The organism is Epibacterium sp. ABV4_022, from assembly GCF_056159345.1.
Map to the genome: position 1 here is coordinate 2,146,713 of NZ_JBSWVA010000001.1, position 26,503 is coordinate 2,173,215.

The 26,503-nt window shown below is 60.9% G+C and carries 22 protein-coding genes; 5 read left to right on the forward strand and 17 right to left on the reverse strand.

Features of this window, described 5'->3' with window-relative positions; all coding sequences use genetic code 11:
• Positions 1 to 141: 141 nt before the first annotated feature.
• Positions 142 to 1,359 (forward strand): rolling circle replication-associated protein, encoded by a 1,218-nt coding sequence (locus tag ACXAF5_RS10125; RefSeq protein WP_474946495.1) that lies wholly within the window; start codon positions 142 to 144, stop codon positions 1,357 to 1,359.
• 568 nt (positions 1,360 to 1,927) lie between these two features.
• On the opposite strand, the gene ACXAF5_RS10130 is transcribed toward ACXAF5_RS10125, so the two are convergent.
• From ACXAF5_RS10130 to ACXAF5_RS10145, 4 genes are all read right to left on the reverse strand, one after another.
• Positions 1,928 to 2,359, reverse strand: a complete 432-nt coding sequence (locus ACXAF5_RS10130; protein ID WP_239359380.1) for a universal stress protein — start codon at positions 2,357 to 2,359, stop codon at positions 1,928 to 1,930.
• A complete protein-coding gene (locus ACXAF5_RS10135) occupies positions 2,356 to 4,956 on the reverse strand; it encodes a TRAP transporter permease (RefSeq protein WP_474946496.1) in 2,601 nt (866 codons plus the stop codon). The genes ACXAF5_RS10130 and ACXAF5_RS10135 overlap by 4 nt, the downstream gene beginning before the upstream one ends.
• A 107-nt stretch (positions 4,957 to 5,063) precedes the next feature.
• A complete protein-coding gene (locus ACXAF5_RS10140) occupies positions 5,064 to 6,035 on the reverse strand; it encodes a TAXI family TRAP transporter solute-binding subunit (RefSeq protein ID WP_239359385.1) in 972 nt (323 codons plus the stop codon).
• A 927-nt stretch (positions 6,036 to 6,962) separates the two neighbouring features.
• On the reverse strand, positions 6,963 to 8,186 hold the full coding sequence (locus ACXAF5_RS10145; protein ID WP_239320211.1) for an acyl-CoA dehydrogenase: 1,224 nt from the start codon (positions 8,184 to 8,186) through the stop codon (positions 6,963 to 6,965).
• Positions 8,187 to 8,280: 94 nt separating this feature from the next.
• Here ACXAF5_RS10145 and ACXAF5_RS10150 point away from each other — a divergent pair, with 94 nt between their 5' ends.
• Entirely contained in the window at positions 8,281 to 9,192 is a 912-nt protein-coding gene (locus ACXAF5_RS10150) for a LysR family transcriptional regulator (RefSeq protein WP_474946497.1), read from the forward strand.
• Between the two features lie 50 nt (positions 9,193 to 9,242).
• Here the strand turns inward: ACXAF5_RS10150 and phoB are convergent, their stop codons facing one another.
• From phoB to ACXAF5_RS10205, 11 genes are all read right to left on the reverse strand, one after another.
• On the reverse strand, positions 9,243 to 9,932 hold the full coding sequence (gene phoB / locus ACXAF5_RS10155; protein ID WP_474946498.1) for a phosphate regulon transcriptional regulator PhoB: 690 nt from the start codon (positions 9,930 to 9,932) through the stop codon (positions 9,243 to 9,245).
• A 3-nt stretch (positions 9,933 to 9,935) separates the two neighbouring features.
• Entirely contained in the window at positions 9,936 to 10,646 is a 711-nt protein-coding gene (gene phoU / locus ACXAF5_RS10160) for a phosphate signaling complex protein PhoU (RefSeq protein ID WP_239320205.1), read from the reverse strand.
• Positions 10,647 to 10,663: 17 nt separating this feature from the next.
• On the reverse strand, positions 10,664 to 11,461 hold the full coding sequence (gene pstB, locus ACXAF5_RS10165) for a phosphate ABC transporter ATP-binding protein PstB (RefSeq protein ID WP_239320203.1): 798 nt from the start codon (positions 11,459 to 11,461) through the stop codon (positions 10,664 to 10,666).
• Between the two features lie 14 nt (positions 11,462 to 11,475).
• A complete protein-coding gene (pstA, locus tag ACXAF5_RS10170; RefSeq protein ID WP_474946499.1) occupies positions 11,476 to 12,804 on the reverse strand; it encodes a phosphate ABC transporter permease PstA in 1,329 nt (442 codons plus the stop codon).
• Positions 12,801 to 14,273: a phosphate ABC transporter permease subunit PstC gene (gene pstC, locus ACXAF5_RS10175; RefSeq protein WP_474946500.1), complete on the reverse strand. Its 1,473-nt coding sequence runs from the start codon at positions 14,271 to 14,273 to the stop codon at positions 12,801 to 12,803. The genes pstA and pstC overlap by 4 nt, the downstream gene beginning before the upstream one ends.
• Positions 14,274 to 14,368: 95 nt before the next feature.
• Positions 14,369 to 15,409 carry a substrate-binding domain-containing protein gene (locus ACXAF5_RS10180; protein WP_474946501.1) on the reverse strand — a complete coding sequence of 347 codons (1,041 nt, stop codon included), beginning with the start codon at positions 15,407 to 15,409 and terminating at the stop codon, positions 14,369 to 14,371.
• Between the two features lie 255 nt (positions 15,410 to 15,664).
• A complete protein-coding gene (locus ACXAF5_RS10185; RefSeq protein WP_474946502.1) occupies positions 15,665 to 16,705 on the reverse strand; it encodes a sensor histidine kinase in 1,041 nt (346 codons plus the stop codon).
• Between the two features lie 53 nt (positions 16,706 to 16,758).
• Positions 16,759 to 17,916 carry a trans-sulfuration enzyme family protein gene (locus ACXAF5_RS10190; protein WP_474947825.1) on the reverse strand — a complete coding sequence of 386 codons (1,158 nt, stop codon included), beginning with the start codon at positions 17,914 to 17,916 and terminating at the stop codon, positions 16,759 to 16,761.
• A 26-nt stretch (positions 17,917 to 17,942) separates the two neighbouring features.
• Positions 17,943 to 18,464 carry a gamma carbonic anhydrase family protein gene (locus ACXAF5_RS10195; RefSeq protein WP_474946503.1) on the reverse strand — a complete coding sequence of 174 codons (522 nt, stop codon included), beginning with the start codon at positions 18,462 to 18,464 and terminating at the stop codon, positions 17,943 to 17,945.
• Positions 18,461 to 19,114, reverse strand: a complete 654-nt coding sequence (gene gmk / locus ACXAF5_RS10200) for a guanylate kinase (protein ID WP_474946504.1) — start codon at positions 19,112 to 19,114, stop codon at positions 18,461 to 18,463. The genes ACXAF5_RS10195 and gmk overlap by 4 nt, the downstream gene beginning before the upstream one ends.
• A 16-nt stretch (positions 19,115 to 19,130) precedes the next feature.
• Positions 19,131 to 20,027: a YicC/YloC family endoribonuclease gene (locus ACXAF5_RS10205; RefSeq protein WP_474946505.1), complete on the reverse strand. Its 897-nt coding sequence runs from the start codon at positions 20,025 to 20,027 to the stop codon at positions 19,131 to 19,133.
• A gap of 242 nt (positions 20,028 to 20,269) precedes the next feature.
• Between ACXAF5_RS10205 and ACXAF5_RS10210 the strand changes: the two genes are divergently transcribed.
• Positions 20,270 to 21,220, forward strand: a complete 951-nt coding sequence (locus tag ACXAF5_RS10210) for a PAS domain-containing protein (protein WP_474946506.1) — start codon at positions 20,270 to 20,272, stop codon at positions 21,218 to 21,220.
• 215 nt (positions 21,221 to 21,435) lie between these two features.
• On the opposite strand, the gene ACXAF5_RS10215 is transcribed toward ACXAF5_RS10210, so the two are convergent.
• A complete protein-coding gene (locus ACXAF5_RS10215; RefSeq protein ID WP_239320181.1) occupies positions 21,436 to 22,806 on the reverse strand; it encodes a class II 3-deoxy-7-phosphoheptulonate synthase in 1,371 nt (456 codons plus the stop codon).
• A gap of 200 nt (positions 22,807 to 23,006) precedes the next feature.
• Between ACXAF5_RS10215 and ACXAF5_RS10220 the strand changes: the two genes are divergently transcribed.
• On the forward strand, positions 23,007 to 24,011 hold the full coding sequence (locus tag ACXAF5_RS10220) for a GlxA family transcriptional regulator (protein WP_474946507.1): 1,005 nt from the start codon (positions 23,007 to 23,009) through the stop codon (positions 24,009 to 24,011).
• 3 nt (positions 24,012 to 24,014) lie between these two features.
• Here ACXAF5_RS10220 and ACXAF5_RS10225 read toward each other — a convergent pair whose 3' ends face one another.
• On the reverse strand, positions 24,015 to 25,121 hold the full coding sequence (locus ACXAF5_RS10225; RefSeq protein ID WP_474946508.1) for a PQQ-dependent sugar dehydrogenase: 1,107 nt from the start codon (positions 25,119 to 25,121) through the stop codon (positions 24,015 to 24,017).
• Between the two features lie 139 nt (positions 25,122 to 25,260).
• Here ACXAF5_RS10225 and ACXAF5_RS10230 point away from each other — a divergent pair, with 139 nt between their 5' ends.
• Positions 25,261 to 26,454 (forward strand): ABC transporter substrate-binding protein, encoded by a 1,194-nt coding sequence (locus tag ACXAF5_RS10230; RefSeq protein ID WP_239320175.1) that lies wholly within the window; start codon positions 25,261 to 25,263, stop codon positions 26,452 to 26,454.
• Positions 26,455 to 26,503: the final 49 nt, after the last annotated feature.

Sequence of the window (26,503 nt, forward strand, 5' to 3'; positions counted from 1 at the left end):
GTAACAATGTGCACTAAGCCTCTGACGATCAACGGATATGAAGTTAGCTGCCGCGAATGCGATGAGTGTGTTGCGACCTACAAGAATTCGTGGGTTTCGCGCTGCGTAGCGGAAAAGCAAACCATGCCAAATGCTTACGCGATGACCCTCACATATGCAGATGTTGATGGGGAGCCGCCCTTGGGCGCTCGCGTATATCGCTACAAAGACGTGTCTGACATGTGGAAGCGCATAAGATCGGCAGCTAACCGCAGGTGGAAAAACGAAGAATTCCAATTGCGTTACGTTGTCGTCGGCGAAAAGGGTACTCGGTACGGGCGGTGTCATTATCATGGCGTCGTCTTTGCAACTCACCCGATACACGAGCTTGGAAAGCTCGAAGGCAAGAAGAGCAACAAATTTGCCTATAAACGGCGCCTAAATTGGACCCTCTGGGGCCACGGATATGTGGAATTCCAACCAGCCGACCGCAAGGGTATGGCCTATGTCCTCAAATACATCCTGAAAGCCCGTATGACCGCCGCGCGGTCTAAGGGCTTCGGTCGCGAAGGAAAAACGGAGTGGCTTGCAAGCTCTTATCTGTGGTGCAGCAAGATACCAGCGATCGGTCAGACATGGCTCTGGGACAAAATAAATGACCTAGTTTCCAAGGGCATGGCACCCCCTGCCCTTCGCGTTCGCGTACCCGGCGGCGGCGATTGGTACGTCCAGGGCAAATTGCAGCACGATATGTGCGTGTTTCTCCATCACGCCAATAATGAGTACCGCGCAGAGCGCGGGCGCGATCTGTCTGGGTGGAAAACCCTTATCAACTCGGTGTCGGGAGAAATTGAGAAAACCGACACCGGCGAAATCGTAAACCGCAAACCATGGGAGTGGCTGTTACATGGCGAGGAAGAAGAAGAGGAACTATCGGACGAAAAGCGGGCGGAACTCCGGGAACTCGGGGAGCAACGTTTCCGGGCCTTCAAGGCCCAGTTACAGCACCGTCGTCGTATTGCCGCGCCTATCACCAACGCGCGGGCAACGCTCCGCAACTGCGGACACATCGAACCGTGCGAGAAATGTGCCAACAGTCTCGAACAACATCAGCGAAACGACCTCGCGCAGGAATACCTCCTTCGCTTCGACGATTGGCAGCAAAAGCACCCGCAAGGCTCGCGAGAAAGCGCGGCAGAATATGAAAGACGTTTCAAGGATTGGTGGCTCACCCGGCTTAGACCCTCAAGGGGCTGTGCCATCCGAGAAACGGACATTCTCCAAGAACAGTTCCGCGCTCTTATCCCGGTCACAAAAGCCGAACCCGGCGTCACCTACAAAGAAGCGATTGGAAAAGCGCTGCAAGGACCGACCGGATAGCCGCGAGGCACGGCGCGGATCGGGTGGATCGCGTTCGTTCGTGCCATGGTGCAAAAAGACCTGAAAAGAGTCTTTTCAAGTAGGAGGGCGAAAGCCCTCCTTTTTCTGTTTCTAAGCACCTGCGCAACGCCAATCATTCCGCCAACGGAGCGACGTACAGTGCCGGAGGCACTAACTCGCGATGTAACGCCCATTGCGCCCGCCTTAGCGGCCCTCGGGCTACGCAGCGTCCTGCGGAGAATGCGGAGCATTTCCTTAAGCGCTGACCCTCTCCCCTATAGCTATGCACGACTAAACAGGAGTTCGTGTCTCACGCGCAAAGCACAACCATAGGGAGAAAGTCGCAAAAGGACGCAAGAAAAAAGTGGACAATCAATAAAATGTGTGGAACACAATATCTAGTGCAGGTGTTCTGCATCGAGGGTCGCATCTAAGGTATTGTAATCGCTTACTTAATACTGATTATAAGACTTCACATGCACCTTCACCAAGGGTGCTGACGCGCCCTCATACTAAAAAAGCGCGCCCTGATTTGGAGCGCGCTTTTCCTTTTCTGACCCGCTGGATGTCAGTCCCGAACGATCAGCACCGAGCATTTGGCATACCGTGCCACCCTTGCAGAGTTTGGACCTTGCAGCCGGTCCATCAGCTCCGGCTTATGCGCGCCCATGACCACAAGGTCTGCGTCAGCGCGTTTGATCGCGTCGAGGATCATCTCATAGACGTTTGCCCCGACTTCAACGATATGCTGGACGTTCTTCATGTCCGGAACATGGGTCTTCACAAAGGCATGCAGCTGCTTGTCCGCTTCCTTCACCGCCGCCTTCATCGTGCCCTCCTTGAAGAACGATCCGACGATACTCATGCCATAGTCCGGCACCACGGTGACCACGCTCAGCGTGGCCCCGTAGAATGTCGCAAGCTCGGCAGCCCGTTGCAAGAGCGTCGCCTCGGTGTCCATATGCGTCAGGTCCACCGCACAGAGTATATGTTTGGTCATTGGGCCATTCCTTCCTCTTTGCGCTTCCGGCCAAGCTGTAGCGCCACGATGAATGCCAGGACCAGGAACGCCGGAATATAGAAGACTTCTTTGGGCAAGCGGTCCGATTCAACTTCCATTTCAACGAGTTCCCAATCGAAGTCGATGCCGAGTTGCTCTGCCGGACCGCCAAAGTTCAGACTGTCCACGTAGATCCTATCACTTTCCTCGCGAAACTCGATGCCTGCTCCGTCATAAAGCCGGGTTCGCCCATCATCCCCCTTGGGACCAAGGGGCAGCAGGAAACGCGCATCGACCAAATCTCCTTCGAGGCTTTCGCCCTTCAGGCGCACGCGCAAGGTTCCACCATCTTCGACCCTCTCGGCCATCTGAAAGACCGCCGAGCCCGGACGTGTCTCGAACGCCGGCTGGATCTGGTCCAGGAAGAACCCTGGACGGAACAGCGTAAACGCTACAAGCAACAGCAGCGCACTCTCCCAGAGCTTTGATTTCACGAGGAAATAATTCATCGTCGAAGCCGCAAACAGCAGCATCGCGATCATCGCCACCAGGAATACAAAGATCGCCTGCACCGGTCCCACATCAATCAGCAGCAGATCGGTGTTGAAGATGAACAGGAACGGCAGCAGCGCAGTCCGGATGGAGTAGAAAAACGCCTGAAAACCGGTGCGCAGCGGATCCCCTTTGGAAATCGCGGCGGCGGCAAAGCTGGCCAGCCCCACCGGCGGCGTCACATCCGCCATAATGCCGAAGTAGAACACGAACATATGGACGGCGACCAGCGGCACGATCAGGCCGTTCTGCGCACCGAGTTCGACCACAACACCCGCCATCAAGGAGCTGACGACGATGTAGTTCGCGGTGGTCGGCAGGCCCATCCCCAGCACGATGGAAATCAGCGCGACAAAGAACAGCATCGCCAGCACGTTACCACCGGAGAGGAACTCGACGAATTCCGCCATCACCTGCCCGATACCGGTCAGGGTCACCGCGCCGACGATAATGCCGGCCACACCCATGGCGCAGGCCAGACCGATCATGTTGCGCGCGCCGATGATCAAACCTTCAAAGATGTCTGCAACGCCTTGTTTGAACTCGGATATCGCATGATCCTGGCCGCGGAACATGGCCTTTATCGGGTTTTGCGTCGCCAGGATGACCAGCATTGCGACCGAGGACCAGAACGCTGACAGCCCCGGAGATTTCCGTTCGATCATCAGGAGATACATCAGCAAGAGGATCGGCATGATATAGTGGATACCGGTCTTGAAGATCTCACGCGCAGGCGGCAGATCCTGCATCGACTCGATGCTCAGCTCCAGGTCCTCCTCTGCGGCGGCGACACGCAAGGCTAGAACATAGAGCACGGCCATAATGAGCACGATCAGCCATGTGCTGGCCCCGCCGGCGACGCCTTCCAGCGCATTGACGATCACTCCGCAGAGCCAGAGTGTTCCGCCGCCGATCACGATGGAGATGGCAATGGTGAAGATCGCGCCCAGGAAGAACTTGATCGGGTTCATGCGGCTGCTGCCGGTCATGCCCATTTTCAGCGCTTCAAGATGCACGATATAGACCAGCGCAATGTAGGAGATCGCCGCCGGGATGATTGCGGTCTTCACGACCTCGACATAGGGGATGCCGACGTATTCGGTCATCAGGAAGGCCACGGCGCCCATCACCGGCGGAGTCAGCACGCCATTGATCGAAGAGGACACTTCGATCGCACCGGCCTTGGTCGCCGGAAAGCCCACACGTTTCATCAGCGGAATGGTGAAGGTGCCAGTCGTAACCACATTTGCGATGGACGAGCCGGAGATCAGCCCGGTCGCAGCAGAACCGATCACTGCGGCCTTTGCCGGGCCACCACGCAGGTGACCCAGGGCTGCAAAGGCCAGTTTCAGAAAGTAGTTCCCTGCCCCGGCCTGATTAAGAAGCGCGCCGAACAGTACAAAAAGAAAGACAAAACCGGAAGAAACACCAAGCGCGACACCAAACACGCCCTCGGTGGTGAGCCACATGTGGCTCATCGCCTTGTTGATGGATGCGCCCTTCCACTGCACCACCTCCGGCAACCACGGAGACGAGCCGAAGAAGACATAGGCGAGGAAAAACAGCGCCACGCCCATGAGGGGAAAACCGAGGCTGCGTCGGGCCGCTTCCAGCAGCAGGACCAGGCCGATCACCGACACGATGACGTCGGTCTGGTTCGGGGCGCCGGATCGCGCCGCCACCCCGGCATAGGCATAGAACAGATAGGACGCACTGAGCGCCCCCACCGTAGCAATGGCCCAGGTTGTGATCGGGATGTGATGGCGCGGGCTGGATTTCAATCCGGGGAAGGCAATAAAGGCCAGCAAAACCGCAAAACCGAGGTGAATGGCCCGCGTCTGCGTGTCATTCCAGACCCCAACGCCGAGAATGAACGGCAGCGGAGAGGCGATCCAGAGCTGGTATAGCGACCAGACAAGCGGAATGTACCACAGCGCGTTCCGCCCGAACCTGTCCTTGGGCAATCGCCCGCCCGTGTCGCTGTCTGCTACAAAGTCATCCAGCGTGCGGTCGTCCTGATCCGCGGCGCTTTGGTTTTCCGTCATCGTGTCCCCACCCGGTTTGTTATGCACTCTTGCTTTTAACGAAAAAGGGCTTCCGCCACCTGAGGTCAGGGGCGAAAGCCTTTGATTTCACATCAGAAGTGATGAGATCACTTCCAGCCGCGCTCTTGATAGTATTTCAGCGCGCCCGGATGCAGGTCTGCCGACAGGGCATCGTTGACCATTTCCTCTTCGCTCAGACGCGCGAAAGCCGGGTGCAGTTTCTTGAAGTCGTCGAAGTTTTCAAACACCGCGCTCACCACGGCATAGACCACCTCATCCGCGACGTCCGCAGAGGTCACGAAGGTTGCCTTGGGGCCCCAGGACGGAATGTCATCCGCATTGCCGGGATACATGCCGCCGGGAATGGTCGCGGCCGCATAGGCGGAGTTCTCGGACAGAAGAGTTTCAATGTTCTCACCATCCAAGGGGATAATCTTCACGTCACAGGAGGAGGTGGCCTCCTGGCTGGACCCATTGGGCAGACCGGCGGCCCAGATCGTTGCGTCGATCTTGCCGTCACACAGCGCAGCGGATTGCTCGGAGGATTTCAGCTCTGCGGCGAGGGCAAAATCATCCTTGGTCAGGCCGGAATACTGCATCAGGGTTTCGGCCAGCACGCGGGTGCCGGAGCCGGGGTTTGCAATATTGACCTTCTTGCCCTTGAGGTCTGCGACCGATGCGATGTCAGCGTCGGCGCGGGCCATCAGGTGCATCGGTTCCGGGTGCACGGAGAACAGCGCCCGCAGACCCTCGAATGCGCCATCGGATTCAAACGCGCCGGTGCCTTCAAGGCCGGCTTTCTGGACGTCGGACTGAACCACGCCAAATTCCAGTTCGCCCTGGCGGATGGTGCGAGTGTTGTAGACGGAGCCGCCGGTGGATTCCACAGAGCAGCGAATGCCGTGTTCCTTGCGGTCTTTGTTGACCAGCCGGCAGATCGCGCCGCCCGTGGGGTAGTACACGCCTGTCACTCCGCCGGTCCCGATGGTGATAAACTGCTGTTCGGCTGCGGAGGCCGCGCCGGAAAAGCCTAGTGCCACGGTTGCAGCGGATGCGAGAAGTGTTTGTTTTAGGACCATAAGTTCTCTCCCTGATTAGAACGGAAATCGGTCGTTGTGCCGATAATATGCGGGGAATGCCGCTACAAGTTAATTTTACAGTCAAAGCACATGCGCGTGCTTATCCTGATCATCCAAGGAGTGGGGTGCTGCTGCAGGATCTGCCCTCTGTGGCTCGCCCCATCAGGCCCCAAAGCGCGCGACGGCTAGATGCCAGGTTGATCACCGCAGTTTCGCCACCTGTCTTCCCTCAGAGTGATGAGTGCCCAGTTTAGATGCAACCAGCATTTTTGCAGGGGTGAAAAATTCTGAAATGATCTCAGTTTTGGGAACTGGACCTCCCTGGCCTCGCTCCTATGCGTTACCTGCATGGATCTGACGGATCTCAAGAGCCGGAACCTGGGCGGTGCTGCTGTCGTGGTTCTGAAGACTTCCCTCGCCCTGCCCGCTTATGGTGCCAGTGCCGACGGACGTAGCACCGGCATGCTGATGGGGGTGCCGTGGAGGTGTGCAGATTGAGTCCGGCTTTGGATTTTTGAAGGTGCGCGCTGCGTGGATCGCCTGCGAAGTGGTGGAAATGCAAGGGGTGTTAAGTGTTTTGCATTTGAGATTGTGGCTTGGCCTGCGTGTCTCCTTGCGGATCTGCCAGACGGGTGGCCAAAGTAGCGCTGAAAACGATATTTGCGTATGTGCGCCTTTGGTGGTCTTCTGGCTGAGCCAAGTCAGTCGTTTTTGCAAAGCCTGTGGTTCGCGCTTTAGAAAGCTTAACAGCTCTGTTGAGCTTCCAAGTGTTTCGTCGCCAGGCGTTAATCAGAAGCTTAAGGGGTGCATACAACACGCGCCATGCCGCGCCTCCGGTGTCGGTGATCGGCGCAGGGGAATGCCCGCAAAATAACCGCCCTTGCATAAATGCATGGGCGGTTTTGCAGTAATGCGCAGCATTAAGGTTTAGAAAAACGCCTGCAAGCCGGTCTGCGCGCGCCCGAGGATCAGCGCATGCACATCATGGGTGCCCTCGTAGGTGTTCACCGTCTCAAGGTTCATCATGTGGCGGATCACCTGGAACTCCAGGCTGATGCCGTTGCCGCCATGCATGTCGCGCGCGTGGCGTGCGATCTCCAGCGCCTTGCCGCAGTTGTTGCGCTTCACGATAGAGATCATCTCCGGCGCTGCATTGGCCTCATCCATCAGGCGCCCCACCCGCAGCGAGGCTTGCAAACCAAGGGCGATCTCCGTCTGCATATTGGCCAGTTTCAGCTGGAACAGCTGCGTGTTCGCCAGAGGGCGACCAAACTGGTGACGATCAAGGCCGTATTGACGGGCGGCATGCCAGCAGGCTTCGGCCGCGCCCATGACGCCCCAGCTGATGCCGTACCGCGCCCGGTTCAGGCAGCCAAACGGACCTTTCAGACCTTCGACATGCGGCAGCAGCGCCTCTTCGCCAACCTCGACACCATCCAGGACAATCTCGCCGGTGATGGAGGCGCGCAGCGACATCTTCTGCCGGATCTTGGGGGCCGACAACCCTTTGGTGCCCTTGTCCAATACAAAGCCGCGGATCTTGCCGCCATGCGCTTCGGACTTGGCCCAGACCACAAAGACATCCGCGATCGGCGCGTTGGAGATCCACATCTTGGACCCCGTCAGGCGGTAACCGCCTTCGGTTTTCTCGGCGCGGGTTTTCATGCCCGCCGGGTCCGAGCCCGCATCGGGTTCGGTCAGGCCAAAACAGCCGATCCATTCGCCGGACGCCAGCTTCGGGAGGTATTTCTGCCGCTGCTCTTCGCTGCCATAGGCGTAGATCGGATACATCACCAGCGAGCTTTGCACCGACATCATCGAGCGATAGCCGCTGTCGACGCGTTCCACTTCGCGCGCAACCAGCCCGTAGGAGACGTAGCCACCACCGAGGCCGCCATATTCCTCCGGGATGGTGGTGCCCAAGAGCCCCATCTCGCCCATCTCGCGGAAGATCTCAGGGTCGGTCTGTTCGGTCTCATAGGCCTCGGTCACGCGGCTTTGCAGTTTTTCCTGTGCGTAGGCCCGAGCGGACGCTTCGATCATGCGTTCATCTTCGGTCAGCTGATCGCTCAGACGCAGCGGATCCTCCCAGCTGAACTGGCCAAGGTCAGGGGCATCTTTTGCGCGCAGGGTCGGTTTTTCATCCAGCATCGGGACCTCCAATAAAATGTTGACGACATCTTAAGCGCGCGCCGCGACGAAAAACAGCGAGACTTTGGCAATCATCCATGACAAAAGATCATACATGTCTGTGCCTCGCCGCTTCTTGCCCTCCATTGCTTCGTTGCGTGCGCTCGAAGCGCTCGACCGTCTGGGCAGCGCCTCTGCGGCGGCCACAGAGCTGTCTTTGACGCAAGGCGCGGTCAGTCGCCAGTTGCAAGCGCTGGAACGTCAGCTGGGGGTGGATCTGGTGGTTCGCGACGGAAAGGCCTTGACCTTGACGCCCGATGCCGCCGCCTATGCGGACGAGCTGCGGCATGCGCTCGATCGGATTGCAAATGCCACGCTTCAGGTGCAGTCCGCACCGCTGGCGGGCAGTCTGAACCTTGCGATCCTGCCGGCCTTTGGCATGCGGTGGCTGATGCCCCGGTTGCCGGAATTCTCGCGGCGGCATCCGGATGTGACCATCAATATGTCCACCCGTCTGGCGCCCTTCAACTTCGCCACCGAAACCTTTGATGCAGCGATCCATTTTGGTCAGGCGGATTGGCCCGGAACGCAGGCGCTGCTGTTGAAGCACGAACAGCTCCTGCCGGTCTGTGCGCCAGAGTTGCTGCGGCGGAGGCAGGTGACAGAACCGGCGGATCTGCTGAACCTGCCGCTACTGCATATCCAGACCCGGCCGCGGGCCTGGGCCGATTGGTTCGCGCGCCACGGGGTGGAGACCGAGGCCGCCCTCACAGGGACGCTCCATGACCAGTTCTCCACCATCAATCAGGCGGCGCTGCACGGGCTGGGGGCCGCCCTGATGCCGGATTATCTGGTGGAGCAGGATCTAGCGACCGGCCGGCTTGTGGCTTTGCACCCCAAGGCCGAAGACATCGGTGGCGCCTATTATCTGGTGTGGCCGATCACCAGAGCGCGCCACCCGGGGCTGTTGCAATTCCGCGAATGGCTTGCAGGGCAGGCGCAGCCCGAAGACCCCCTGCCCCGCTAGGTTTAAAATCCAGAAAAGATTTTATCTTTCAGTGTTCTGACGGATGAAGATCATCCAAGGGCATAGCCCGCACCGCGCACCGTGCGGACCGGGTCCTCACCGCCGTGCTGGGTCAGGGCCTTGCGCAGCCGACCGATGTGGACGTCCACGGTCCGGGTATCCACATAGATGTCGCGGCCCCAGACCCGATCCAAGAGCTGTTCCCGGCTCCAGACGCGGCCCGGTTTCTCCATGAAGGTGGAGAGCAGGCGAAACTCGGTCGGGCCCAGTTTCAACGGATGTTCCGCACGGCTGACCTTGTGGGTTTCGGCATCCAGGATGATGTCGTCGAACTCCAGCCGCATGCCGACGGTGGCGGGGCGCACCCGCCGCAGCTGGGTGCGCACCCGGGCCATCAGTTCGATCACCGAATAGGGTTTCACCACATAATCATCGGCGCCGGTTTCCAGGCCGCGCACCTTGTCGACCTCCTCGGAGCGGGCCGACAGCATGATGATCGGAATCCCACGGGTCTCGTTGCGGGTCTTCAGGCGGCGACAGACTTCGATCCCGGTCAGATTGGGCATCATCCAGTCCAGAACGATGATGTCGGGCATGTCTTCCTCGACCAGAAGCAGGGCTTCCTCACCGTTTTCCGCCTTGATCACCCGAAAGCCGTCGGCCTCCAGGTTGTAGGCCAGCACTTCGCGCTGTGCCAGTTCGTCTTCGACGACCAGAACTGTGGGCTGATCGACTGCCATGGCTTAGACCTCCTGGGTCGAAATAGAGGTGGTGTCCGCCTTCGCGCGCTCTTCTTCCGGCTTGTTGCCGGTCACGAGATAGACCACCTGCTCTGCCATGGCGGTCACGTGGTCGCCCATGCGTTCAATGTTCTTGGCGATGAAATGCAGGTGCATGCAGGAGGTGATGTTGCGCGGATCTTCCATCATATGGGTGAGGAATTCGCGAAACAGCGCATTGTACATCTGATCGACATCGCGGTCGCGGTCGATGACATCCTGGGCCAGTTCCACGTCACGCTGGATATAGCTGTCCAGCGCATCCTTCAGCATCAGTTCCACTTCGCGGGCCATGCGACGCAGGGCGGCGGCGCTGTCGGCCACGGCCGGGCTCTGGGCCAGCACGCCGGTGCGCTTTGCCATGTTCTTGGCATAGTCGCCGATGCGTTCGAGATGGCCGGAGATCTTCATGACGCTGAGCACCACGCGCAGGTCCACCGCCGCTGGGGCGCGAATGGCGATCACGCGCGCGGCGTCCTCGTTGATCATCTCTTCCAGACCGTCGATGGCGGCGTCGGCCTTGACCACCTGGGCGGCCAGTTCCTCGTCACGGGTTTCCAGGGCCCGGGCGGCTTCCATGATGGCAGCCTCCACGAGGCCCCCCATCTTCATGATCCGGGCCTGGATCGCTTCGAGATCCCGGTCAAAGGCGGATGCGATATGTTGTTCTTCCATGAGACTGTCTCTCTGCCTTAGCCGATACGGCCGGTGATGTAGCTTTCGGTGCGCGGATCTTCGGGGTTGGTAAAGATCTGACCGGTGGGACCGAATTCCACCAGGTTGCCGAGGTGGAAGAAGGCGGTCTTCTGGCTGACGCGCGCCGCCTGTTGCATCGAGTGGGTCACGATCACGACCGAATAGTTCTCGCGCAGCTCGTCGATCAGCTCCTCCACCTGCGCGGTGGCGATCGGGTCCAGTGCGGAGCACGGCTCGTCCATCAGCAGCACCTCGGGTTCGGTGGCAACGGCGCGGGCAATGCACAGACGCTGTTGCTGACCACCGGACAGGCCGGTGCCGGGCGCATGAAGACGGTCCTTGACCTCATCCCAGATGGCGCCGCGGCGCAGGGATTTCTCGACGATGTCGTCCAGGTCGGACTTGGATTTGGCCATCCCGTGGATGCGCGGACCATATGCGACGTTGTCATAGATCGACTTGGGGAACGGGTTCGGCTTCTGGAACACCATCCCCACCTGCGCGCGCAGCTGCACCGGGTCGACGCTCTTGGCGTAGATGTCTTCGCCCTCGAGCAGGATATCCCCGGTCACCCGGCAGATGTCGATGGTGTCATTCATCCGGTTCAGGCACCGCAGAAAGGTCGACTTGCCGCAGCCGGACGGGCCGATAAAGGCGGTCACGGTCTTGTCTTCGATTTCCACGTTGACGTCTTTGATGGCGTGGCTATCGCCGTAATAGACGTTGACGTTTTGCGCGGCGATCTTGGTACGTTGAGTTTCCACGGTCTTATCCACTGCTGTCATGTCGTTCATTTGAAATACTCCCCTTACCAGCGACGCTCGAAGCGACGGCGCAGGATGATGGCGATGATGTTCATGGTCAAGAGGAAGGCAAGCAGGATGATGATGCCACCCCAGGCCTTCTCGTAAAAGCTGACATCCGCGCGCGCCGCCCAGGTGTAGATCTGGGCCGGCATGGCCGAGTTCGGCTCGGTGAAGCCTTCGACAAAGCCTTCGGGATAGCCGCGGGCCACAAAGCCGACCATGCCGATCAGCAACAGCGGTGCGGTTTCCCCAAGCGCCTGGGCGAGGCCGATGATGGTGCCGGTCAGGATGCCCGGTGCGGCCAGCGGCAGCACGTGATGGAACACCGCCTGCATCTTGGACGCGCCCACGCCGAGGGCCGCGTCACGGATCGACGGCGGCACCGCCTTCAGCGACGCGCGGGTGGAGATGATGATGGTCGGCAGCGTCATCAGCGACAGCACCAGCCCCCCCACCAACGGCGCGGATTGCGGCAGATGCATGAACTGGATGAACACCGCGAGGCCGAGGATACCAAACACGATCGACGGCACCGCCGCGAGGTTGGAGATGTTCACCTCGATCAGATCGGTAAAGCGGTTCTGCGGTGCAAACTCTTCCAGGTAGATCGACGCGGCAACGCCGATCGGCAGCGACAGCACCAGAACCACCAGCATCATGAAGAAGGAGCCGACAACCGACGCACCGATCCCGGCCCCGCCGGGGTTGTCCACGCCGGAGTCGGCGCCCGTGATAAAGGCCCAGCTGAAGGCTTGCTTGATGATGCCCGCCTCTTCCAGCGCATCGACCAGATCGAGGTCGCTCAATTGCAGGAAGCGGCTGTCTTGCAGGGTTTCGCGTTGCACCCGGCCCTTGAAGTAGCCGTCGACCCGGCTGGAGGCCGCAAGTTCAAAGGCCACCGGTTGGCTCAGGTCATCCGGGTTCGCCTGGTAGTGGGCCCGCAGGGTGCCGCCCACCTTGCCGAGCAGGCGCTCGATCGCCGCCTCGTCGAATTCCACGGTCATGCCGCGCTCTTGCAGCTGCTCCTGGAGGGAGGCGATGAACAGGTTCGAATAGGCCTTGGTCTTGAACAATTCGCTTTCGGCGGCGTCCATCTGCTCCTGAGTGAGGGTGAAGTCCACCGTCACCACCGTCCGGGTAAAGGCCGGCAGGCCGGAGCGGACGATCGACACGAACAGCACCGTCAGGAAGAACAGGCCGACCAGGATCGCGGCCATGCCGTAGGCGCGGAAACGTCTCTCTGCGGCGTTGCGACGGCGCGTGTTGGGGTCGGTCTGGCTCAGCGACCTGGAGCGTGCAGGGGTCGGGTTGTCCATGCTTGCGTCGGTCATTCGTACTGCTCCCGGTATTTGCGGACGATGTAGAGGGCGATGATGTTGAGACCCAGCGTCAGCACGAAGAGGGTCATGCCGAGGGCGAAGGCGACCAGCGCCTCGGGGCTGGCAAAGTCGGCGTCGCCGGTCAGCTGGCTGACGATCTTGGCGGTGACGGTGGTCATCGCCTCAAAGGGGTTGAGACTGAGCCGGGCTGCGGCCCCTGCCCCAAGCACCACGATCATGGTCTCGCCAATGGCGCGCGAGGCCGCCAGCAGGATGGCGCCGACGATGCCGGGCAGTGCTGCCGGGATCACCACCTGGCGGATGGTTTCCGATTGCGTCGCGCCCAGCCCGTAAGAGCCGTCGCGCATGGCCTGCGGCACCGCGTTGATGATGTCGTCGGACAGCGAGGAGACAAAGGGAATGAGCATAATGCCCATCACCAGACCGGCGGTCATCACGGCGGTGCCGGCCTGCATCCAGCCGAGCCCGTCATCGCCAAAGACTTTCAGCAGCAGCGGGCCAACGGTGAGCAAGGCAAACAGACCGTAGACGATGGTCGGGATACCGGCGAGGATCTCCAGCAGCGGCTTGGCCACGGAACGGACCCGGGGGCTGGCGTATTCCGACAGGTAGATCGCGGCAAAGAGGCCGATCGGCACCGCCACGGCCAGTGCCACGATGGAGATGTAAAAGGTGCCCCACAGCAGCGGCAGCACGCCGAGGTCGGACGACCCGCCGCGGCCAGAGAAGCTCGGCGCCCAGTTGAGGCCGAAGAAGAAGTCGCTTGCCGGATAGAGGCGGAAGAACTCCCAGGTGTTGAACACCAGCGACAGCACGATGCCCACCGTGGTCAGGATGGCGATCGAGGCGGCCGCCACCAGCAGCGCGTGGATGCCGAATTCAACCACGTTGCGGGCGCGGAACAGGGCGCGGGTCTCGCGCAGGGCGAACAGCGTGCCCGCCAGCGCAACCACGATCGCCGCGATCGACATGATCAGATAGCCGGTGGAATTCACGATCCGGTAGCGCTGTGCCGCGCGCAGCACGGTCTGGGTGACTTCGGCTGTCACGATCTGCCCGGCATCCTTGAGGCGCTGGGTCACATCGGTGAAATCGGCGCGGGCGTTGCGGGCGAACTCCTCGTCCATCAGCCCCTGAGCGACCGCATTGTCGAGACCGGTCGCCGCCCGGCGCACCTCTGCCATCACCAGCCCGCGCGAGGAGCCGTCATCGATGGCGCTTTCGGGGATCATGCCGGAGATCACCGAGTTGACATAGAGCGGCTGCGCCAGAAGCCAGACGATCAGCAGACCGAAGGTGGGCACCATGGCTTTGAGCGCCACGTTCCAGCCGTAATAGGACGGCAGTGAGTGCAGCTCTCTGCTGTCGCCCCCCGCATTGGCCAGCGCCCGCGACCGGCCGAGCATATAGCCCACCGCCGCGATCACGAGCACGATCAAGATCAGCCAGAAAAGTGGCATCGTAACCCCCGAGGTCATGTTGTCGGTAAAAACGTCCAGAAAGGGAATGGGGGCGGCGCTATACACCGCCCCCAACATTTGGCCTAAGGCCGGATTTAGCTGCCGGAGCCCATGGTGGTCGCGTTGGCGACGGCTTCTTGGGTTTTGGCCAGTTCCGGATCCGAAACCAGACCGTAGTTGGCGAGCGGGCCGGAGGGGCCGGCGATCTCGTCAGCCACGAAGAACTGAGCGTATTCCTGCAGGCCCGGGATCACGCCGATGTGGGCTTTCTTCACGTAGAAGAACAGCGGGCGGGACACGGGGTATTCGCCGGTGGAGATGGTCTCGGTGGACGGGGTCACGCCGGACATGGTCGCCACTTTCAGCTTGTCGGTGTTGTTCTCGTAGAACGCCAGGCCGAACACGCCGATGCCGTTGGTGTTGGCGTCGATACGCGCCAGGGTCTCGGTGTAGTCACCGTCGATGTCCACGGACTTGCCGTCCTGACGCACGTCGAAGCACGCGTCTTCGATGGCGTCTTCGTCCATGCCTTTTTCTTCCATGGCGGCAACGGCGCCGGTGTCTTCACAGCCCTGCAGCAGGACTTTCTCTTCGAAGACTTCGCGGGTGCCGTGCTTGGTGCCGGGGATGAACATGGCGATTTCCGCATCGGGCAGATCGCTGTTGAACTCGGACCAGCTCTGGTGCGGGTTGGCGACCAGTTCGCCGTCTTTCAGGACGGTTGCGCCGATGGCGTTGTAGATGTCGGCCGGTTCAAACGCGGCGAAGTCGGGGCCGGACTGCTGGGAGGCAAACACGATGCCGTCATAGCCGATGCGCACTTCGATGATGTCGGTCACGCCGTTGTCGGCACAGGCCTTGATCTCTTTTTCGCGGATCTTGCGGGATGCGTTTGCAACGTCGATGGTGTTCTCGCCAACGCCTTCGCAGAAGCGCTTCAGGCCAGCGGAAGAACCGCCGGATTCCACGACCGGGGTCGGGAAGTCGGTGTTCTCGCCGAACACTTCCGCCACGATCGACGCGTAAGGCAGAACGGTGGAGGAGCCAGCGATCTGCACCTGGTCACGAGCAGCAGCTGCGGTGGCCGACACGGCGGCGATGGCCAGGGTCGATGCGGTCAGTTTCACAAAGGACATTTACGTCTCCATGAGTTTAAGAAGTTTACGATCACCCCCAAGATGATCTTGCGCCCCTCCTAGAAGGCGCAGGTGTGGCTTTTGTGACAGCTGTGTAACAGCTGTATGACAACCGACGCTCGAAAGAGAAAAAAACTGAAACAGTTCGCAAGACGGGCGGTTTCACATGGTTCAAGGCCGGCACGAGCGGGGTTTCCGCAGGTGCCAGCCGTTAACATGTTGTCACAGAATGCAGGTTTTCGGGTCGCGCAGCGCTTATCGCGGCAGGATCACCGTGAAGGTTGCGCCCTTGCCGAGGTCGCTTTCCACCCGCAGCCGTCCCCGGTGCCGGTTGATGATATGCTTGACGATCGCCAGCCCGAGGCCGGTGCCGCCCAGCTCCCGCGACCGGTGGTTGTCGGCGCGGTAGAACCGTTCGGTGAGGCGCGGCAGATGCACCGGATCGATGCCGGGGCCATCATCCGTCACCTGCACCCGCACGGCCGGGCAACGCAGGGCCGGATCGCGGTCCAGCGCGCTGAGGGAGACGGTGACCGTCTCGCCCCCGTATTTCAGCGCATTCTCGATCAGGTTGGTGAACACCTGCTGAATCTGATCGGGATCGGCGGGGATCTCCACCGGCACATCCGGCGCATCAAGCGTCAGTGCGGTGCCGCCGGATTCCGCCAGCGGGCCAAGCGATTTGATAGTGGAGTTCAGATAGCTGACCAGATCGATCCGCTCTTTCGGGCGGATGCGTTCCTCGCTTTCCACCCGGTTCAGCGACAGCAGGTCCCCCACCAGGCGATTCATGCGGCTGGCTTCACCCTCCATGATATTGAGGAACCGGTCGCGCGCATCGGCATCATCCCGCGCGGCCCCGCGCAGGGTCTCGATGAACCCCATCAGCGCCGTCAGCGGCGTGCGCAGCTCGTGGCTGACGTTGGCGACAAAATCGCGCCGCATCTGGCTGGCCTGCTCCCGGTCGGTGATGTCGTCGAAACACAACAGCACCGCGCCGCCCTTGACCGCGCCCACCCCCGGCACATAGCGCAGGGTGACCTCAAAGGTGGTGTCCTGCGCGCCATCATTGGACAGGTGGCGCGCGGTGCGTGGCTGGCGATCAAGCAGGCAGGATTCGATCGCCGAGGTCACATTGGGTTGCCGCAGGATGGTGGCAAAATGGCGCCCGATCACCTGCGGGCCAAGCAGGGTTGCGCCTTCGACATTGGCCGCGATCAAACGTTCGGTCTGATCGATCAGAACGGCAGGCATCGGAAACGCGGCCAGCAGCCCGTCGATCAGCTCTTGCGACATGATTTTTTGCCTCATCCTTGCGTCGTGACGGCCTTCCTAGGGGGCGAATGTAACTATGACATGGCAGAGTTGATTGCGGCCTCAAAGATCGCGCAAAGCGTGTCCGGGTCTTCCAGCCCGACCGATACGCGAAAGAACCCCTCGTGCAGGCCGAGTGCTGCGCGATTTTCCGGGGTAAGGGCGCGGTGTGACGAGGAAGCAGGGTGCGAGAGCGTGGTGCCCACATCCCCGAGCGTCGGCGCAAAGGACAGCCCTTCGGCCCCACGGGTAAACGCATTGGCCGCCTCGCGCCCGCCATCCAGCTCAAAACTCACCATATTGCAGCCCCTGCCCTTCAGCAGCGCCTGTGCGCGGGCATGGTCCGGGTGGTCCTGGCGCGTCGGGTAAATGACGCGCTTCACCCCCGGCAGCCCTGCAATGTGATCCGCCAGACGTGCTGCCGTGGCTTCGGCGCGGTCAAAACGCAGATCAAAGGACAGCAGCCCCCGTTCTGCCAACCAACAATCAAACGGGCTCGGCGTCATGCCGGTGGTGATGGAAAACACCCGCATCCGGTCATTGAGCGCGGGGTCCTTGGCCACCACATAGCCCAGCATCACGTCAGAGTGGCCCGCGAGCAGTTTGGTGACGGAGTGGATGACAATATCTGCGCCATGCTCAAACGGTTTGAACGCGCGAGGCGTGGTAAAGGTGTTGTCCACCGCCAGCAGAATGCCGTGGTCCCGGCACAGCGCGGCGATCCCGTCAATGTCCGCCACCGCAAGCGTCGGGTTCGACACCGCCTCCACCAGAATGAGCTTGGTCTCTGGGCGGATCGCGGCGCGGATTGCATCGACGTCGCCGGGATTGGCCAGAGACGTGTTGATACCAAGACGCGGCAAATCTTCCTTCATCAGCCGCAGCGAACGCCCATAAAGCTGATCGCCACCGATGACATGATCGCCTGTCTGCAACAGCCCCATGAGCATGGCAGAGACTGCCGCCATACCGGAGCCGGTGACAACGCCCCCAGTTGCGCCCTCCATGTCATCAAGCCGACGCGCAATTACATCGGCGTTGGGATGCCCCTCACGGGAATAGGTATAGCCATGCACGCGGCCCTCATATTGATCGTCCAGCGCATCCGGGGTTTCGGACGCATAGACCACCGAGGGGCTGAGCGGAGTCACCACAGGATGGCTGGCACTGTCGGGCAGACCATGTGGGCGCATAACAGAGGGGCGGGAATTCTTCACGGTCAAATCTCCTTCAGCTCCGCTTTGAAACGGCGCATGTTTTCCTGATAGTGCACGGCGCTGGCGGTCAGCTTTGCGGCGAGTGCTTCGTCAACCTCGCGCACCACCTTACCCGGTGCGCCCATGACGAGAGAATTATCAGGAATTTCCTTGTTCTCCGTAATCAGCGCGCCCGCCCCGATCAGACAGTTCTTACCGATCTTGGCGCCGTTCAGGATGGTCGCCCCCATCCCGATCAGGGAGTTCTCGCCAATGGTGCAGCCATGCAGCATGACCTTATGGCCAATGGTGCAGTTCTCGCCGATGGTCAGCGGATAGCCCGCGTCGATATGCATGACCACGTTTTCCTGCACGTTGGAGCCACGCCCGATGCGGATTTCCTCGTGATCGGCGCGGATGGTGACGCCAAACCAGACCGAGGCCCCCTCTTCCAGCACCACTTTGCCAATCAGGTTGGCGTCTGGAGCCACCCATGTATCGGCGTGGATGTGCGGGCGGTGTTCGCCAAGCGCGTAGATGCTCATGACAGATCCTCGAATTCCTGTTGCAGTGTGCGGGCATGTTCGATCAGTGCAGGCTGTTGAATGCGGCGCAGGCGGGTGGCCGTGATGATCGTCTTCAGCGCCTCTTCGGTCTCATCAAGGTCCTCGTTGATCAGCACATGATCGTAGGAGCCCCAGTGCGAGATCTCGTCCCAGCTCTTTTGCATGCGGCGCTGGATGGTCTCGGCATCATCCTGCCCCCGGCTTTCCAGGCGGCGACGCAGTTCGGTGATGGAGGGTGGCAACAAGAAGATCGACAGCGTGTGTTTGCCGAGATCCGAATTGGTGATCTGCTGCGCGCCCTGCCAGTCAATGTCGAACAGCACATCGCGGCCCTCGTTGATGGCTGTTTGCACCGGCCCCTTGGGGGAACCGTAGAAATTGCCGAACACATGGGCATGTTCCAGCATCTCACCATGGGCCACGTCATGCTTGAACGAATCCACCGACACAAAGTGATAATCCTGCCCGTCGACCTCGCCGGGGCGCGGCTGCCGTGTTGTGGCCGATACCGAAAAGCTGATGTCGCTGTCCCAGGCCCGCAGCCGCTTGGCCAATGTCGATTTCCCCGCGCCGGAGGGAGAAGACAGGATAATGAGAAGGCCCCGTCGCTGTGCTTTTGAGTGTGCCATAATGAGGGTGCTCTCCTTATTCTATGTTTTGAACCTGCTCGCGCATCTGGTCGATCACGGTTTTGAGTTCCAATCCCACCTCGGTCAAGGCCGCGTTCTGTGCCTTTGAACAAAGCGTGTTGGCCTCGCGGTTGAATTCCTGCATCAGAAAGTCGAGCTTGCGCCCCACCGGACCACCCTGCCCGATCAGTTTGCGTGCGGCGGCCACATGCGCCGCAAGCCGGTCGAGCTCTTCGGTGACGTCGGCCTTCACCGCGATCAGCGCCAGTTCCTGCGCGACGCGATCAGGGTCCGCGGCCTCGCTGTTGGACAGGACACGGGCAAGATTGCTCTTGAGCGTTTCTGCGATCTGCGCCTGACGGTCATCGGCGCGCTGGGCGGCCTCCTTGCGCAAGGCATCGATCCGGTCGATCTGACTCGTCAACACAGCCAGCAAAGCGGCGCCCTCGGCCGCACGCATGTTAACAAAGTCGGCCAGAAGTGAGTCGAATTCGGATAGGAGCCGCTGCACCAGCTGTTCGGAATCCTGCTCGGCGGTGGCCTGTTCCAGCACGCCGCGCATCTGAAGGATATCGGTGGCGCGCACCGGCGCGAGCTGCAATCCGACCTGCGCGGCCTGCGCCTGCGTCGCGGCAATGGCGGCCAGCATGGTCTCCATCGCAGCCGTGTTGATCTGCATCTGCCCCTTGCCATCCTCCGCACGGCTGAGGCGCAGACCAACGGTCACATTGCCCCGGCCCAGTTTTTTGGAGGCGCGGGTTTTTATCTCGTTTTCAAGACCTTCCAGCCAATCCGGCACCCGTGCGCGCACGTCCAGCCCCTTGGCATTGACCGATCTGATTTCCCAGACCCATGTATATGCGCCCTCTGCGCCCTGCCCGGAGGCAAATCCCGTCATCGAATGCAATGTCATCTGCGACCCTCCTGTATCCTGCATACAGGGGCACAGGGCGGGGTCAATGGTCAGGCGTATCGCGCGACACTGCCAAGGCAGAGGTCGCCTATCCGAAAGTGTTAACCATTGCTTAAACTATTGGTCCAAACTTTATTCAGATTGTGTCATGTTAACTCCAGGGTAACCACTTCGGCGTTAACACTTGGGCATGGGCCTCCCGCCAAGTTTCGATGCTGGAACCGGATGCAGAGGACAAGAAAATGATTTTTCGCGGTCAAGACGGCGCAGACAACAAGACGGGGTTGAACAAGGTGGTAGCAATGGATCGCTTTCGCACACGCTCGAACGTGTCGCCTCTGCGTCAGGCCGAGGCCTATTGGACCGCTCTGCGCCGTGGCGATGACATTCCCAGCCGTTCGCAGGTTGATCCGCGTGGCCTGGAGAACATCCTCAGCCAGACCTTCATTCTGGAGCGCGTCGCACCGGGGATCGCCCGCTTTCGCCTGGCCGGGCAGAAGGTCAACGAACTGGCCGGAATGGAAGTGCGGGGCATGCCTCTGACCGCCTTCTTCACCGCCGATGCCCGCAAGACCCTGAGCGCTGCGCTGGAACATATGTTCGACGATCCGTCGATCCTTGAATTCGACCTCAAGACCGAAGCGACCCGCCTGCGCGGCAGCCGTACCGCACGCATGATCCTGCTGCCCCTGCGCAGCGATCTGGGCGATGTCAGCCGCGCGCTGGGCGTTCTGGTTTCCGATGGTGGGGCAAGCCGGGTCTCGCAGCGCTTCCTGGTCGAGGATTACGAAATTCGCAAGATCGGCAAGTCCGACGCCGCGACAGCCAGCCCCGCGTTCAAGGCGACGCCGCGCGTCACCGCACCGGGGCTCGAAGATCTGCCGCGCCGCGACCTGTCGGCAAAGACACCGTCGGAGACCGACGGGTTTGCTGAACCCCGCCCGGAATTTGAGCGCAAATCCACCAGCCTGATGGAAGAAGCGCGCTCCCTGCTGGATCGGGCGCGCCGCGAGAACAGCGATGTGCTGAAAGCCACCCGCCCAATGGGTCAGGAGGACGCTGGCCGCAAGGGACCCGCGACGCTGGAAACCGTTGCCACGACCGATGCGGAGAAACTGGTGTCGCGCCCGCCGCGCGGTGGCAAGCTCAAGAAAGACGCGCCGCACCTGCGTCTTGTGGTTTCGCGGGACTGATCGTTAAAATTCTAGTCGAAATATCGACGAAGTTGCTTAAGTTTCAACCTACTGGACATAGACGTTGAAGCATTGACGCCCGGGCGCAGAACGCCCCGGGCGTTCTTTTTTGCCGCGTTCCGGCGCAACCGGGTGCAGCACAGAAAAACGGCCCGCACATGATGCGGGCCGCCGTGTCTCTGGTTGCATGTCCCGGGATGCCGGAAGGCGTCGGGTCAGATGACCGCGCGGGTCTCCCCCGGATCGCGCAGGCGCGACAGTTCCTCGGCCACCAAAAAGGCCAGCTCCAGCGATTGATCCGCATTCAGGCGCGGATCACAGGCGGTGTGGTAACGATCGCTGAGGTCTTCCTCGGTCACATCCCGCACGCCTCCTGTGCATTCGGTCACATCCTGGCCGGTCATCTCGAAGTGGACGCCGCCGGGCACCGTGCCCTCGGCCTGATGCACACCAAAGAAGTCGCGCACCTCGCGCAGCACCGAATCGAAGGGTCGGGTCTTGTAGCCAGTGGCGGATTTGATGGTGTTGCCATGCATCGGGTCACAGACCCAGGTGACATTGGCCCCCTCTTCCTTCACCGCCTTGACCAGACGCGGCAGATGTTCGCCCGCCTTGCCCGCGCCGAAACGTGCGATCAGGGTCAGCTTGCCCTCTTCGTTGTCCGGATTGAGCTTCTGCATCAGGACCTTGAGATCCTCGGCGGTGGTGGTGGGGCCGCACTTGAGGCCGATCGGGTTCAGCACCCCGCGGCAGAACTCCACATGTGCGCCATCCGGCTGCCGGGTGCGGTCGCCGATCCAGATCATGTGACCCGACCCGGCAAGCCATTTGCCGGAGGTCGAATCCATCCGCGTCAGCGCCTCTTCGTATTCCAGCAGCAGTCCCTCGTGGCTGGTATAGAATTCCACCGTTTGCAGGGTATGCGCGGTGTCCTTGGTGACGCCCGCCGCTTTCATGAAGTCGAGCGTATCGGTGATCCGGTTGGCCATGTCACGATAAGCCTCGGCCTTTTCACCTTCGGTAAAGCCCAGGGTCCAGGCGTGGACCTGATGCACATCGGCGTAACCACCGGTCGAGAAGGCCCGGATCAGGTTCAGGGTTGCCGCCGCCTGGGTATAGGCCTGAAGCATTTTCTTGGGGTCGGGAATCCGGGCGTCGGGCGTGAACGCCAGCTCGTTGATGATGTCACCTCGATAGCTGGGCAGTTCGACGCCATCCACAGTCTCGGTCGGTGCGGAGCGCGGCTTGGCGAATTGACCGGCCATGCGCCCCACTTTGACCACCGGGACCTTGGCACCGTAGGTCAGCACCATTGCCATCTGGAGCATCACCTTGAAGGTGTCGCGGATGCCATCGGCGCTGAATTGCTCAAAGCTTTCGGCGCAATCGCCCCCTTGCAGGAGAAAGGCCTCGCCGCGACCGGCGGCGCCCAACTGGGCTTTCAGACGGCGCGCTTCGCCGGCAAAAACCAGCGGCGGATATTTCCCCAGCTGCGCTTCGACGGCATGCAGCGCATCCTGATCCGTATACTCCGGCATCTGGACCCGCGGTTTGCTGCGCCAGTTCGTTTTTTGCCAATTGCTCATGGCCTATACTCCGAAAATGACTTTGGAACCCGGTATTACGAAAGAAGCGTATACAGAAGAGCGCTAACAGTGGCCAGTTTAGAATTTCAACATCTTGACCCGGCTGCTATCCTGTGAGCAGGGTTTTTGAATTCGCGACGCTGCGTCGCGCGGCTTTCCCAGCACCTGTCGAAAAGACCCGATTTGTAAGGACCCGAGCCATGCAAACAAAACCAGAGACGCTCCCTGAGCTGACCTCGGGTGGCAAACACCGCCGGTTTACGTTTGTCCTTTTGGACCAGTTCACGCTTCTGTGTTTCTCTGCCGCGATGGAATCGCTGCGGATCGCCAATCGCATGGCCGGTCAGGAACTCTATTCCTGGCGGCTTCTTGGTGAGGGCGGCGACACGGTGACCTGCTCCGCCGGGACTGTGTTCCAGGTGGACAGTGATCTCAATGAATTGCAGCGCGATGACACCATCATGCTCTGCGGTGGGATCGAGGTGCAGAAAGCCACGACCAAACGCGTATTGTCCTGGCTGCGGCGGGAATCGCGCAAGGGTCTGACCATTGGCGGGCTCTGCACCGCGTCCTACACGCTGGCAAAGGCCGGGTTGCTGGATGGCAAACGCGCCACCATCCACTGGGAGAATTCCGACAGTTTTGCCGAAGAGTTCGAAGAGGTCGATCTGACCAAATCGGTCTTTGTCATCGACGGCAATCGCATGTCCACTGCGGGCGGCACGTCGTCGATCGACCTGATGCTGAAGATCATCGCCGAGGATCATGGCGAGGAGCTGGCCAATATGGTGGCGGATCAGCTGATCTATTCCTCCATCCGCACCGATCAGGACACCCAGCGCCTGTCGATCCCGACGCGGATCGGGGTGCGCCATCCGAAATTGTCGATGGTGATCCAGATGATGGAAAAGAACATCGAGGAACCGATCAGCCCGTCGATCCTGGCAGAGGATGTCGGCATGTCGACCCGTCAGCTAGAGCGGCTGTTCCGCCGCTATCTGAACCGCAGCCCCAAGCGGTACTACATGGAGCTGCGCCTCCAGAAGGCGCGCAACCTGCTGATGCAGACCGACATGAGCGTGATCAACGTGGCGCTGGCCTGCGGCTTTGCCTCGCCGTCGCATTTCTCCAAATGCTACCGCGCGCATTACGACACCACGCCCTATCGCGAGCGTGGCAGCAAAGGCGCGCGGCAGATCACCTGACGATCACTGCGGGCGCAGCCGGTAGAGCGCGCCATCATATTCCGATGCAAACCAGATGCTGCCATCCGGGGCCTCTCGCAGGTCCCGGACCCGCCCCGTCTGTGGCGACTTCAGCTGCTCGACCTCCTTTAACGGCGTGCCGGACAGCCTTGATATATAGTCAAACTTCAACGATCCGACGAACAGGTCGTCTTGCCATTCTGGCCACAGTTTCCCGGAGTAGATCATCAGACCGGACGGCGCGATCGAGGGATCCCAGTACCATTCGGGCTGCGCCATGCCCGGGGTCTGCGTGCCCTCACCGATCTTGCGTCCCGAGTAATGCGTCCCATAAGAGATCACCGGCCAGCCGTAGTTGGTGCCCTTCTCGATCAGGTTGACCTCGTCACCGCCCTTGGCGCCATGCTCCACGCCCCACAGCCGCCCCTGTGCATCCATGGCCAGCCCCTGCGGGTTGCGGTGGCCATAAGACCAGATCGCGGGGCGCGCCTCCTGCACGCTGACAAAGGGGTTGTCGCCCGGGATGCGGCCATCCGGCAGGATGCGGATCACCGAGCCCTGCTCGCGGCCCAGGTCCTGGGCACTGGGTCGGTCGCCGCGTTCGCCGAGCGATACAAACAGGCTGCCATCGCGCGCTTCGACCAGCCGCGCGCCAAAGTGTCGACCGCCGCGCGCGCCGGGTTTTGCTTCGAAAATGACCGCAACATCTGTGAGCTGGCGATTGTCCGGGGACAATGTCGCCCGGGCAACCGCGGTGCCGGCGCCTCTGCCCTGGGGTTTTGCGTAGGTGAGATAAATCCGCCGACTCTGGTCGAAATCCCGCGCGGCCACCACATCAAGCAAGCCGCCCTGCCCGTCGGCAGCGACCGTCGGCACACCGCTCACCGTCTGTTTGCGGCCCTCTTTCACGTACCACAGGCGACCGTCCCGTTCGGTCACCAGCAGCGCGTCATCATCCAGGAACGTGAACCCCCAGGGCACATCCAGCCCGTCGACCATCTTTTCCACGGTCAGTTGCCCCTGGTTGCTGTCCATCGCAGCGGCCTCTGGCGGGGTTGAAAGCGCGGAGCCGAGGCTGAGGCAGAAGATCAGGGCGAGGCGGTATATCATCGGCTTTCTCCTTCTGGGGAGGGGTGTTAGCGCCCACATCGCCGTGTCACAAAAAGCAATGCTGAACACTCTTCCCTTTCCCGCGGGGCTTGCATAGGGTTCCTGACGAACAACATTGTTCCAACAAGGGAGTTTTCAAATGAAAAAACTGCTGACCGCGTCTGCGGCCATTGCGCTGAGCGCAGGCACCGCGTTTGCAGATGGCCACGCGAAGGAAGTCAAACTGGGCGTCCTGCTGGGCTTTACCGGTCCGATCGAATCCCTGGCTCCGGCCATGGGCGCGGGCGCTGAACTGGCCATGGCCGAGGTGACCGACTCCGGCAAGCTGCTGGATGCCGCCAAGGTGACCCCGATGCGTGCCGACACCGGTTGTATCGACAACGGTCTGGCCACCGCCAATGGCGAAAAACTGCTGGCCGACGGCGCGCATGGCATCATCGGTGGCGACTGCTCCGGCGTGACCGGCGCGATCCTGCAGAACGTCGCGATTCCAAACGGCATGGTGCTGATTTCGCCCTCCGCGACCTCGCCGGGCCTGTCCACCATGGAGGACAACGGCCTGTTCTTCCGCACCGCGCCCTCCGATGCGCGCGAAGGCCAGGTGATGGCAGCGATCCTGCAGGATCGCGACATCGACTCCATCGCGCTGACCTATACCAACAACGACTACGGCAAGGGTCTCGCCGATGCCATCCAGTCCTCCTTTGAGGAAGTTGGCGGCGAAGTCACCATCGTGACCGCGCATGAAGACGGCAAGGGCGACTATTCCGCCGAAGTTGCGGCGCTGGCCTCGGCCGGTGGCGACATCCTCGTGGTGGCCGGTTACCTCGACCAGGGCGGTCTGGGCATCATCCAGGGTGCGCTCGACACCGGTGCCTTTGACACCTTCGGCCTGCCCGGTGGCATGATCGGCGATTCGCTGCCCACCAACGTTGGATCGGACCTTGACGGCTCTTTCGGCCAGATCGCCGGCTCCGACAGCGAGGGCGCGGAAATCTACGCCAAGATGGCTTCTGACGCGGGCTTTGACGGCACCTCCGCCTATTCCGCGGAAAGCTATGATGCGGCTGCACTTTTCATGCTGGCGATGCAGGCGGCAGGATCCGTTGATCCGGCTGAATACGGCGCCAAGGTGATGGAAGTTGCCAACGCCCCCGGTGAAAAGATCAACCCCGGCGATCTGGGCAAGGCGCTCGAAATCCTCGCCAATGGCGGTGACATCGATTATGAGGGCGCCACCGGCGTTGAACTGATCGGACCGGGCGAGAGCGCAGGCTCCTACCGCGAGATCGAAGTTCAGGACGGCAAGAACGTGACGGTAAAGTTCCGCTGATCCGTTTCACGAACTGACATCGACATCTGATCAGCCCGGGAGCCACAAG

What these genes read in the sequence shown, in the direction of transcription:
- ACXAF5_RS10125 (WP_474946495.1), top strand. Translation starts at nt 142, where the DNA reads ATGACCCTCACATATGCAGATGTTGATGGGGAGCCGCCCTTGGGCGCT.
- ACXAF5_RS10130 (WP_239359380.1), bottom strand. Translation starts at nt 2,359, where the DNA reads ATGACCAAACATATACTCTGTGCGGTGGACCTGACGCATATGGACACC.
- ACXAF5_RS10135 (WP_474946496.1), bottom strand. Translation starts at nt 4,956, where the DNA reads ATGACGGAAAACCAAAGCGCCGCGGATCAGGACGACCGCACGCTGGAT.
- ACXAF5_RS10140 (WP_239359385.1), bottom strand. Translation starts at nt 6,035, where the DNA reads ATGGTCCTAAAACAAACACTTCTCGCATCCGCTGCAACCGTGGCACTA.
- ACXAF5_RS10145 (WP_239320211.1), bottom strand. Translation starts at nt 8,186, where the DNA reads ATGCTGGATGAAAAACCGACCCTGCGCGCAAAAGATGCCCCTGACCTT.
- ACXAF5_RS10150 (WP_474946497.1), top strand. Translation starts at nt 8,281, where the DNA reads ATGTCTGTGCCTCGCCGCTTCTTGCCCTCCATTGCTTCGTTGCGTGCG.
- phoB (WP_474946498.1), bottom strand. Translation starts at nt 9,932, where the DNA reads ATGGCAGTCGATCAGCCCACAGTTCTGGTCGTCGAAGACGAACTGGCA.
- phoU (WP_239320205.1), bottom strand. Translation starts at nt 10,646, where the DNA reads ATGGAAGAACAACATATCGCATCCGCCTTTGACCGGGATCTCGAAGCG.
- pstB (WP_239320203.1), bottom strand. Translation starts at nt 11,461, where the DNA reads ATGAACGACATGACAGCAGTGGATAAGACCGTGGAAACTCAACGTACC.
- pstA (WP_474946499.1), bottom strand. Translation starts at nt 12,804, where the DNA reads ATGACCGACGCAAGCATGGACAACCCGACCCCTGCACGCTCCAGGTCG.
- pstC (WP_474946500.1), bottom strand. Translation starts at nt 14,273, where the DNA reads ATGCCACTTTTCTGGCTGATCTTGATCGTGCTCGTGATCGCGGCGGTG.
- ACXAF5_RS10180 (WP_474946501.1), bottom strand. Translation starts at nt 15,409, where the DNA reads ATGTCCTTTGTGAAACTGACCGCATCGACCCTGGCCATCGCCGCCGTG.
- ACXAF5_RS10185 (WP_474946502.1), bottom strand. Translation starts at nt 16,705, where the DNA reads ATGTCGCAAGAGCTGATCGACGGGCTGCTGGCCGCGTTTCCGATGCCT.
- ACXAF5_RS10190 (WP_474947825.1), bottom strand. Translation starts at nt 17,916, where the DNA reads ATGCGCCCACATGGTCTGCCCGACAGTGCCAGCCATCCTGTGGTGACT.
- ACXAF5_RS10195 (WP_474946503.1), bottom strand. Translation starts at nt 18,464, where the DNA reads ATGAGCATCTACGCGCTTGGCGAACACCGCCCGCACATCCACGCCGAT.
- gmk (WP_474946504.1), bottom strand. Translation starts at nt 19,114, where the DNA reads ATGGCACACTCAAAAGCACAGCGACGGGGCCTTCTCATTATCCTGTCT.
- ACXAF5_RS10205 (WP_474946505.1), bottom strand. Translation starts at nt 20,027, where the DNA reads ATGACATTGCATTCGATGACGGGATTTGCCTCCGGGCAGGGCGCAGAG.
- ACXAF5_RS10210 (WP_474946506.1), top strand. Translation starts at nt 20,270, where the DNA reads ATGATTTTTCGCGGTCAAGACGGCGCAGACAACAAGACGGGGTTGAAC.
- ACXAF5_RS10215 (WP_239320181.1), bottom strand. Translation starts at nt 22,806, where the DNA reads ATGAGCAATTGGCAAAAAACGAACTGGCGCAGCAAACCGCGGGTCCAG.
- ACXAF5_RS10220 (WP_474946507.1), top strand. Translation starts at nt 23,007, where the DNA reads ATGCAAACAAAACCAGAGACGCTCCCTGAGCTGACCTCGGGTGGCAAA.
- ACXAF5_RS10225 (WP_474946508.1), bottom strand. Translation starts at nt 25,121, where the DNA reads ATGATATACCGCCTCGCCCTGATCTTCTGCCTCAGCCTCGGCTCCGCG.
- ACXAF5_RS10230 (WP_239320175.1), top strand. Translation starts at nt 25,261, where the DNA reads ATGAAAAAACTGCTGACCGCGTCTGCGGCCATTGCGCTGAGCGCAGGC.